This is a genomic window from Clostridium sp. MSTE9 (genome assembly GCF_000277625.1).
Lineage (GTDB): Bacteria > Bacillota > Clostridia > Oscillospirales > Acutalibacteraceae > Faecalispora > Faecalispora jeddahensis.
The window spans coordinates 44,927-51,458 of the sequence record NZ_AKFU01000004.1; the positions used below are offsets into that span (position 1 = coordinate 44,927).

The 6,532-nt window shown below is 53.8% G+C and carries 7 protein-coding genes; 1 reads left to right on the plus strand and 6 read right to left on the minus strand.

The annotated features are described in order from the left end of the window. Positions 1 to 94: 94 nt before the first annotated feature. From era to HMPREF1141_RS01070, 6 genes are all read right to left on the minus strand, one after another. Positions 95 to 1,030 carry a GTPase Era gene (gene era / locus HMPREF1141_RS01045; protein ID WP_009060022.1) on the minus strand — a complete coding sequence of 312 codons (936 nt, stop codon included), beginning with the start codon at positions 1,028 to 1,030 and terminating at the stop codon, positions 95 to 97. Positions 1,031 to 1,143: 113 nt separating this feature from the next. Next, entirely contained in the window at positions 1,144 to 1,665 is a 522-nt protein-coding gene (locus tag HMPREF1141_RS01050; RefSeq protein WP_242824536.1) for a diacylglycerol kinase family protein, read from the minus strand. Then, a complete protein-coding gene (gene ybeY, locus HMPREF1141_RS01055) occupies positions 1,649 to 2,158 on the minus strand; it encodes an rRNA maturation RNase YbeY (protein ID WP_009059959.1) in 510 nt (169 codons plus the stop codon). Before ybeY ends, HMPREF1141_RS01050 begins: the two co-directional genes overlap by 17 nt. Before the next feature lie 2 nt (positions 2,159 to 2,160). Next, a complete protein-coding gene (locus tag HMPREF1141_RS01060) occupies positions 2,161 to 3,120 on the minus strand; it encodes a PhoH family protein (protein WP_009060002.1) in 960 nt (319 codons plus the stop codon). Between the two features lie 106 nt (positions 3,121 to 3,226). Then, the gene (gene yqfD / locus HMPREF1141_RS01065; RefSeq protein WP_009060048.1) at positions 3,227 to 4,417 is read right to left on the minus strand and encodes a sporulation protein YqfD; all 1,191 of its coding nucleotides are present in this window, start codon (positions 4,415 to 4,417) and stop codon (positions 3,227 to 3,229) included. 9 nt (positions 4,418 to 4,426) lie between these two features. Beyond that, the gene (locus HMPREF1141_RS01070; RefSeq protein WP_009059974.1) at positions 4,427 to 4,684 is read right to left on the minus strand and encodes a YabP/YqfC family sporulation protein; all 258 of its coding nucleotides are present in this window, start codon (positions 4,682 to 4,684) and stop codon (positions 4,427 to 4,429) included. Positions 4,685 to 4,878: 194 nt separating this feature from the next. On the opposite strand from HMPREF1141_RS01070, the gene HMPREF1141_RS01075 reads away from it, so the two are divergent. After that, positions 4,879 to 6,000 carry a nucleoside recognition domain-containing protein gene (locus HMPREF1141_RS01075; RefSeq protein ID WP_009059991.1) on the plus strand — a complete coding sequence of 374 codons (1,122 nt, stop codon included), beginning with the start codon at positions 4,879 to 4,881 and terminating at the stop codon, positions 5,998 to 6,000. Positions 6,001 to 6,532: the final 532 nt, after the last annotated feature.

The window sequence follows — 6,532 nt, forward strand, 5'->3', positions numbered from 1 at the left end:
ATCCCAAGAAGAGTATTTGCAGTTCGGAGAACAGTATGAAAGGAAAATAAAAGAACGTTCGCCAGCTTTTGACAAATTTTTCGCGTTTTTTGTGTTACTGGAACGAGTTTGAATCGTACCCCAGCGAGCACAGCAGGTTTTCGCGGTTGCGCCAATCCTCTTTCACCTTCACCCAAAGCTGAAGGTTGATCTTGCAGTCGAAGAAGCGTTCCATGTCTTCTCTGGCATACATGCCGATCTTTTTGAGCATGGAACCGTTCTTGCCGATCAGGATTCCCTTGTGCGTATCGCGCTCGCAGAAGATGATCGCCTGAATATCGGTGATTCCGCTGCCATCCTCGCGCTCCTTCATGCTCTCTACCGCCACGGCGATGCCGTGAGGGATCTCTTTGTCCGTCAGGCGCAGGATTTTCTCGCGCACCATCTCGGCCGCCAGTACGCGCTCCGGCTGATCGGTGAGGGTGTCGTCCGCAAAGAAATGCCCGCCGGGCTGCGCCAGCTTCATCAGCTCCTGCTTGAGCAGTGTCATGCCGTTGCCGTCTTTCGCCGACACCGGAACCACCGCCTCGAAGCCAAACTTCTGCGCGAAAGCGCCGATCTGCGCCATCAGCGGGGATTTATCCCCCAGCATATCGATTTTATTGATCGCGAGAATCGCAGGCAGACCCATCGAACTGAATTTTTCCATCAGCTCGTGATCGGCGGGGCTGATGCGGGTACCCGCTTCCGCAACGAGCAGGCAGGCGTCCACACCCGCAACGGATTCCGTAACGGATTTGACCATATAGTCCCCCAGACGCGTGCGCGGCTTGTGCAGGCCGGGCGTGTCCAAAAACACCAGCTGGGTGTCGCCCTCAGTCAGCACCCCCATAATGCGGGTGCGGGTCGTCTGAGGCTTGCTGCTGACGATCGCGACCTTCTGGCCAAGCAGGCGGTTCAGGATAGACGATTTCCCCACATTGGGGCGCCCTACGATTGCGATAAACGCGGTTTTTCCGGCAGTTTCCTGCATTTGATTCAATTCCGACAAACGAATGCTCCTTTTTCTATAGCAATGCCGCTTTCAGAAAGCAGCCGTTTTGTTCCCCGCCTTTTGGTAGAGTGGAAACATCCAGCTTTCAAAGCGCATCGACTATGATCCTATTATTTCTGATTTGATTTTTTATTTTTATTGCGGTGCAGGGTATCGCGAATACCGACCGGCCCCAGCAAAATATACACCATACCGGCTGCCGTAACGAGTACCAGCGCACACAGATACAGCGGATTGTATAAAAACAGCCGCACAATCGAAAGCAGTACGACCGGCCGCCAGAACAGGCACAGGCCGACCCCCACTGCAAAACCGGCAAACACCAGCACCGCGCCCGCCGCTAGGTCTTTGATGATCCGCACGACCGGGTGAAAGCTGGAAGCCAGCATGTCTGAAATTTCTTCCGCAACGGTGTTGAACAGCTCCGCTCCCATCACCATGGCAAAGGTAATAAACAGCAGCGCATACTGCGTGCGGGTCAATTCAAAAAAGAACGAAAAAGCGAACACATACAACGCCGCCACTGTATGGATCCGCATGTTCCGTTCGTTATTGATACAGTATATCACGCCCCGAAAAGCATATTTCAGGCTTTTCAGAAAGCGCTTTTTTCGTTTACTCTTCATCCTCATCCAGAACGTAGCTGCTGGTGCTTGGCAGTCCCAGCTGCGTCATTACCTGCTCCTCTTTTTCGCGCATGCGTACGCGGTCCATTCCGCCCTGCTCGTGGTCGTACCCCAGCAGATGCAGCATGGAATGAGCGCAAAGATACCCCACCTCGCGCTCGAGGCTGTGGCCGTAACGGTCGGCCTGCTCCACCGCCTTTTCCATCGAAAGAACGATGTCGCCCAGAATTTTTGCCCCGGTATCATGATTTTCATCGTACTGCCCGTTTTCGCCCATCGGGAAGCTCAGCACATCCGTGGGAACATCCTTTTCGCGGTACTGATGATTCAGCTCGCGAATCTGCTCGTTATTGACAAAGGTCACGCTGATCTCTGCCGGATAGGGGAATTTTTCCAGCCGCAGAACTGCATTGCAGCAGCGGCGAATCAGCATCCGAAGCCCGGTAGGGATTTTCACTTCCTTTTGTTTATTATCAATGATGACTCTGATCTTTTCCATCTCTATCTCCTGCTCTCTTCATTCTTTTCATAAGCCTTGATGATGTCTTGCACCAGACGGTGGCGCACAACATCCTTGTCGCTGAATCTGACCTGCGCAATGTCGTCAATGTTCCTCAAAATACGCATCACGTCCTTCAGACCGGAACGCTTTCCGTCCGGCAGGTCGATCTGGGTCACATCGCCGGTGATGACCATTTTTGAGTTAAAGCCCAGTCGGGTCAGAAACATTTTCATCTGTTCGGGGGAAGTATTCTGCGCCTCATCCAGAATGATGAAGCTGTCGTCGAGCGTTCTGCCGCGCATATACGCCAGCGGCGCCACTTCAATATTGCCGCGCTCAAGATATTTCTGGTACGTTTCCGCTCCCAGCATATCGAACAGCGCGTCGTACAAAGGGCGCAGATAAGGGTCTACCTTCTGCTGCAGATCGCCGGGCAGAAATCCCAGCTTCTCACCGGCCTCCACCGCGGGCCGGGTCAGGATAATCCGGTTGACCTCCTGAGCGCGGAACGCCGTGACCGCCATGGCCACAGCGAGGTATGTTTTACCAGTACCGGCAGGCCCCACCCCAATGGTGATGGTGTTTTGCCGGATCTGATTGCAGTAATTCTTCTGCCCAAGGGTTTTGGGTTTTACGGGCTTGCCTTTCGACGTAATGCAGATGCAGTCGCCCGCCAGAGTTTCGATTTTTTCTTCGCTGCCGTCGTTGATCAGCGAGATACAGTAGCGCACATTCTGTTCGCTGAGCGCTTCCCCTCTGTTGATCAGTGAAAGAAGGCTTTCGATGACGCGAACCGCCTTTCCTACATTTTCAGGTTCGCCGGAAACCTTAATTTCCGCCCCGCGCCCGATGACGCTGACCTGATATTCCTTTTCCACCAGCTTAATATTTTCATCGAAGCTGCCGAAAAGTGCGACGGCCTGCTCCATGCGATCTATATTGATGCGTTGTTCAAACATTCTTTCACCTTTCGCCATCTCTGCATTTCTTGTATATTATAACATGATTCGCACCATCCGTCATCAGAAATACAATAAAAATTCAATAAAATTATTCACAAAATTTTTATGGTTTAAACAGAATTTCTGATTCAAGCGCAATATTTTCCTCGCATTGGCAGTACAATGTCATGCGATAAACATCCCCTTCGATTTTCCCGGAAAGGTTGGAGGAAAGGATCTTTACATCCTTCCATTCCTGCTGCTTTAATTCCTCTATCTTTGCTCTGGCCTGCTCCTCGGCCTGTGCCTCGGTCAGGGTAATTTCCTCGTTCGTCTGCTCCGACCAGGTTTCGGTATAAAGAGAAATCGGCAGGTCGCCCGTTTTGCCTTTGAGCGTAACGCGCTGCGATTCCTTTTGGTATTCCCCCTGCGGGCGGCCCGTGAGGGACAGTGGCAGCTCCAGACCGAAAATCCGCACGCTGCGGCGAACGATCTGTTTGCCGGTCGGGCGTTGAACAGTCTGCTTCATGGGAATTTCGGCCACAAGGCTTTTCTCGGTTTCTGCAATGACTTTACCGGAAGAGCGCATCATCCGCGTTCCGCCGGTGGCATCCTCCGCAATGCCGCTGACGAGCAGCTGACCCTTGACGACCGCATCCCCCACCTTCACCTGCAAAGCGCCGCCGGTTACCTCCAGCTTGATGATCTGCCCGGAAGCGGAGGCCTTGAGGTTGCTGATCTTCTCCTGATTCTCCGCTTCGGGATGCTTGATCCGCTCCTCCAGCGCGATTTCAATCATGCAGCCCTGCGTATTGACCGAAAGCCACGAAACATCGGGGAAAGCGATCATCAGCCGGCGCTGCAGCTCCTGATATTCCAGCCGGCTTTTCAGCGCGCCGGGAGAAAGCCCCAGATTTTTCGCCTCCGTGAGGATTTGATCGCTTGGAATGCTGGTATTCCCCGTCACCTGAACGCTCCACACATACATCGAGAATATGTGCAGCGTCACGGCAAATACGACCATCCCCGCCAGAATCCCTTTTCTGGAAGAAACCCTTTTCCACAGGAAGGGCAGTCCATGACGCTTGCCCGATTTCAGACGTACCCCGGCCTTGCGCGCAATCGGGCGCAGCTCTTCGTACCGCCCGACCGCGATGGCCGCGGTGAAAAACTCCTCCGAGCGCCCAATGCGCCAAAGGGCCACGCCCTGCCGGGCACACAGATTCAGAAAGCGCTCACAAGCACCCTTTCTGCGCGGGCGGATTTGAAAATCCACCCATCCCAGAATCCAGCGCACAAAAGCAATCGACCCCATTGTTACACCTCACGTTATAAATTCCAGGCCAGTCAGGTATCCCTCCACCACAAGGGAATCCGCCGTCAGGCATTTGATCTTCAGGTTCCGCCCCGTAAACCGGACGCTCATTTTCCCCGCGCGCACCCGTATCGCTTCTTCGCTGTATTCCAAAACGCCGCCGCAGCCTTCTAGAACCGCCTCGCGGTTCCCGCTGATTTCCATGCGGAATCCGCTGAGCAGCGACGGCGGAGGAAGGCTTGGCACGTTCACTTGCTTTTTCTTCACCGCGACACCTCATCCCATGATTTTCTTTCTGTATCATACCAAAACTCCGCGAATCAAAATGGAAGCCCAGGCGTTTCTTTCCTGCCGACGGCCGGGAGAAACACCTGCCCCAATTCCATATTTTTACTATAAACTTATGCGATTCGTGATATAAAAATCACCCGGATTCATATACATGATCTGAGGTGAAGTATATGTATTCCGGTAAAATATTTTCCGCGCTGTTCGCCGCCGCCTTTGGAGCGGGGCTTTTGTTTTTGCCTGCCGCGGCTGCGTCGGGCGCCATACGGGGGCTGGAGTACTGCCTGATTATTCTGGTGCCCTCTCTGTTCCCGTTTATGGCGCTTTCTACCTACCTGGTAAAATCGGGAATTTCTGACGCGATGGGCAAGTTTCTTGGCCCTGTAACAAGGGTTTTGTTCCGCCTGCCCGGCTGCACCGCCGCCACCATCCTGATGAGCATGGTTGGCGGATTCCCGGTCGGAGCGCGGGGAATTGCCGCTCTGCACCAGCAGGGCAGCATCACCGACCGACAGGCGGCCCGCATGGCTTCGTTCTGCGTCAATGCGGGGCCGGCGTTTGTCATCAGTGTGGTAGGGGTCGGCCTGCTGGGCAATCCCACCGCCGGGGCCCTTCTGCTCTGCGCCCAGCTGGGAGCCTCCATTTTGCTGGGATTTCTGTTAAAGTTTTCAGAGCCAAGGGAATCGCTTTCCACAGCGCCCGCACAGAAAGGCAAGTACAGCTCTTCGCCGCTGATTGATTCCACAGTGGATGCCGCGAGAGGAACCATGAATCTGTGCGCCTTTGTGATTTTGTTCTCCGTACTGATCGCGCTGCTGCGCGAGATTGGGGCCGCGGCCTTCTTGGCACAATTTCTGCTTCGCCTTGGGATGCCCTCCGCCGTGTGCGGCGCCGCTCTCTCGGTGATTATGGAGGTAACCGGCGGCTGCTTCGACATTGCCGCTCTGGGCGGCAGTGCGATGTTATTTGCCTTCGCCATGGGCTGGGGCGGACTTTGCGTTCATTTTCAGGTGTTGTCGTCCCTGACGAAAATTCCGTTTTCGCGCTCGATGTTTTTTGCTCACCAACTGATCAAAGGAATTTTCTCGGCTATTTTTGCCGTTGTTTTGTTCCAGATTTTCCCTCAGGCCGCTCCTGCTTTCGAAAACACCTCCCGCGCCCTGAACGGGGAGCTCTCCGGCACCCCCGCTGCTGCGGCCGCGCTGGTGGTACTGTGCATCGTTCTGCTTTGCTCCGTTGGGGCGGAAAGGCTGGAATTCCGGAAGAAATCATGCTATAATAACTTAAAAGCTTAGCTTTGCCTTCATTTCAGATTTGCCTTTATTTATCTATAAGATATGAAAAAGTATTTTTTGTGGGTTGCCCCATATGAAAATTCTGCTAGCGCAGACTTGCCCCTCGTGCCGGGGCGGGCACTTACTTTCGCTACGAGGCGAAAGTAAGCAAAGGCTCGCCAAAGGGCACCTTTGGAATCCGTTTGGGGAACGGCTCCTGTAAGTGCAAACGAAAGCTACTGAAAAGGCGCTCCAATGAAAATGCCCACTCTCCGAGTTTCATCTAAAAACAAGCTTAGCAATCCCGTCTGTCGGCGGGCATTTTCAGAGCGCTCTCGTCAGCTTGGTGTTTTCTTAGTGCGGCTCTGCTGCATTCTTTGTAGGTGAGAGTTTGCCCTCAGAGTACTCTTTCTCTTACTTTTTGTGGATATTAAAGCTTCCCTTATGTACTCGCTTTACGCGCAGGCCGTGCCTGTGCGTGAAAACAGAACCAGAGCGGGAGCCTCTCTCGGTTTCCAAAGGCAGCGCCTTTGGTCGCCCTGAGGGAGTTCCA